Raw genomic sequence first — 2,745 nt, forward strand, 5'->3', positions numbered from 1 at the left:
ATGCTCCACCTGTTGAAGACTCATCAATCAGCGCTTGCTCCTGTGTGCCGTCATGGACGTCACTTCCGGTGATCCTGGAGGCAATCGGTAACCCATGGGCTAATTAAATTTTTCTCTTGTTGCCCGCGCGGCTTTTACCCTGAATTCAAAAATTAATCGCAGCACCTTCGGTTTTTAGCGCTACTCAAGAAGGGGGTAACGTCGGGTTACGAATAGGTTTCTGCAACGATAGAAATATATGTTAAATAAAAAGGCCAGCATAAAGGCTGGCCCTGTATCTTAAATTAGTGACTATATATTAATAGTCAACATGTAACTCATAGCGGTTATTGTCATTTTCTTTAGTACCTCCCAGTGCATTGCCTGTCACTTCAAGTTGATAATTGCCTGGCTGCAGTTGGCGGACCATTTCAAAATGGCCACGTGGGCTGGATGCTTCTGCTACCTGCTGTCCCGCTGCATTATAAAGCACCGCGGAGATACGGTTTCCAGTGCTGGTTGCGCCTGGAAAGTGCTCGCTTGCCACCTTCAGCGTAGTCGCTTGTTCAATGTTAATATTGAAACGTTTGGATTGCCCCTGAGCAAGAATCTGTGTAGAAGAGACGCCTCTTTCAAGTAGCGGCAGATCCTGGGTTGTATTGCCGAAGTTAGCCAATACAGGTGTTGAAAGAATGCTGGCTACAAGCGCTCCAAAGAGAATTGATTTAACTTTCATGATAATTACTCCAGTGGTTGATGATTTGTTTATATTAGCTGTGGTTTTTGAAACGAAGCTGAATTTAAAAATAAAAACAATAAAAAAAACGCCACCAATTGGTGACGTTAAAAGTTACCCATTACCAGAGTTGTTAGAACATCATTCTAACACCGGCCACCACTCCAGTGTCTTCCGTGTTGTCGCCACTGGCGCGGGTGAGATCCGCCGTGTCGCCGTACTCTTTCTCCCAATAAGCACCGATGTAGGGGGCGAAGCGGCGGGTCACCTCATAACCTAGACGCATACCCACACGCACGGAGTTTAGCCCTTGGCCCACCCCAAACTCCTCGACTTCGCTAGCAGCAACGGCAATTTCGGTACGCGGCTGTAGGTAGAGCCGCTGCGTCAGGCGCAGATCGTACTCGCTTTCCAGGCTGGCGGAGATATCGCCTTCATCGCTTATCCTCAAGTCGAGATCGGTCTCGAAGCGATAGGGGACGAGCCCCAATAGGCTGATGACGCCGAAATAGCGTTCGGGATGGTCATTCGTAGCGATACCGCCCTGATAACCGATGCCGCCCTGAAGTTCCCAGAAGTCGGCAATCAAACGACTATAAAGCAGGTCGAGGGACTCGAATTCTGCATCTTCGCCATCGCCCTGGACGTTTTCGCCTTCGCCTTCCACGTATAGGCGATTGAAATCACCGCCATACCAGGCCTGGAAATCCCAGACCAAGGCATCCCCCCCCTTGTCGGGCGAAGCATATTCCAAGCGATCGACCAGTACCGTGGTCATCGGGTGCTCCACGACCGGTGACGGCCAGCCGGCCGGGGCGTCATAGCCGTCTTCGGCTTGAGCAGTCGTGGCGGCGGCCATGCCGAGGGCGGCGCTGGCGAGGGTTACGTAGTGCTTGGTTTTCATACTGCCTCCTTAAGAAACCTGAACAACGCGGAACATGCCGGCATCCATGTGATAGAGAAGGTGGCAGTGGAACGCCCAACTGCCCTCGGCGTCTGCAGTGATCAGCGCAGACACGCGCTCGCCGGGCTTCACGTTCAAGGTGTGTTTGCGCGGAATCAATTCACCCTGGCCGTTTTCCAGCTCCATCCACATGCCGTGGAGGTGGATAGGATGCTCCATCATGGTGTCGTTAATGAGGATAAGGCGCAGTCGCTCATCTTTCTCAAAATGGATGGGGCCGGTCACTTCGCTAAACTTCTTACCGTCGAACGACCACATATAACGTTCCATATTGCCGGTCAGGTGCAGCTCAAGCTCACGGCCTGGTTCACGGCGGTCAGGCCATGGCGTGAAGGCTTTTAAATCGCGGTAGACTAAAACACGACGTTCATCAGGGTCGATGCCGATGCCCGCCTGGTCGTATCGAGAGCCGGGCTGGGCTTCACCGGCAACGAGCAAGCCATTTTCGCCGATTTTCGCCTGTTCACCCGCCATGCCACCCATATTAGAGTGATCCATGCCTTGCATGTTGGACATGCTGGAGTGGTCCATCCCCGCCATGCTGGAATGATCCATGCCTTCCATATTCGACATGTTTGAGCGATCCATTTCCGACATGTTGGAATGATCCATACCTTCCATATTCGACATGCCGGAGTGGTCCATCCCCGCCATATTTGACATGCCAGAATGATCCATCCCGCCCATACCGTGGGCACCCATGGCTTCCATACCGCGGTCGGCAATTTGACGGCGTTCAGGGATGTCGGCCTGCATCCCTTCACGCGGTGCCAGGGTAGCGCGGGCGTAGCCGCTGCGATCCATGGCTTCGGCGAAGATGGTGTATGCCCGGTCGTCTTCAGGTGAAACAAGCACATCGTAGGTTTCCGCCACGCCAATGCGGAACTCATCAACAGGGATGGGCTGGACCGGTTGGCCATCGGCGGCCACCACGGTCATCTTCAAGCCAGGTATACGGACATCGAAGTATGACATGGCCGAACCGTTAATCACGCGTAGCCGTACCCGCTCACCGGCCTTGAACAGCGCGTTCCAGTTTTCCTGGGGGGAGTGGCCGTTGAGCAGG

The 2,745-nt window shown here is 53.4% G+C and carries 3 protein-coding genes; all 3 read right to left on the reverse strand.

The genetic code is table 11. The features are described 5' to 3' along the window. Positions 1 to 298: 298 nt before the first annotated feature. Positions 299 to 715: a hypothetical protein gene (locus V8L71_RS20425; RefSeq protein ID WP_035556031.1), complete on the reverse strand. Its 417-nt coding sequence runs from the start codon at positions 713 to 715 to the stop codon at positions 299 to 301. A 133-nt stretch (positions 716 to 848) separates the two neighbouring features. After that, complete coding sequence (locus V8L71_RS20430; RefSeq protein WP_336275309.1) at positions 849 to 1,619, reverse strand: copper resistance protein B; 771 nt, start codon at positions 1,617 to 1,619, stop codon at positions 849 to 851. A gap of 9 nt (positions 1,620 to 1,628) precedes the next feature. Continuing rightward, positions 1,629 to 2,745 (reverse strand): multicopper oxidase domain-containing protein (locus V8L71_RS20435; RefSeq protein WP_176305112.1); only part of this gene is annotated, 1,117 nt, incomplete at its 5' end.

It is taken from the genome of Vreelandella indica (genome assembly GCF_037070225.1).
Taxonomy (GTDB): Bacteria; Pseudomonadota; Gammaproteobacteria; order Pseudomonadales; family Halomonadaceae; genus Vreelandella; species Vreelandella arctica.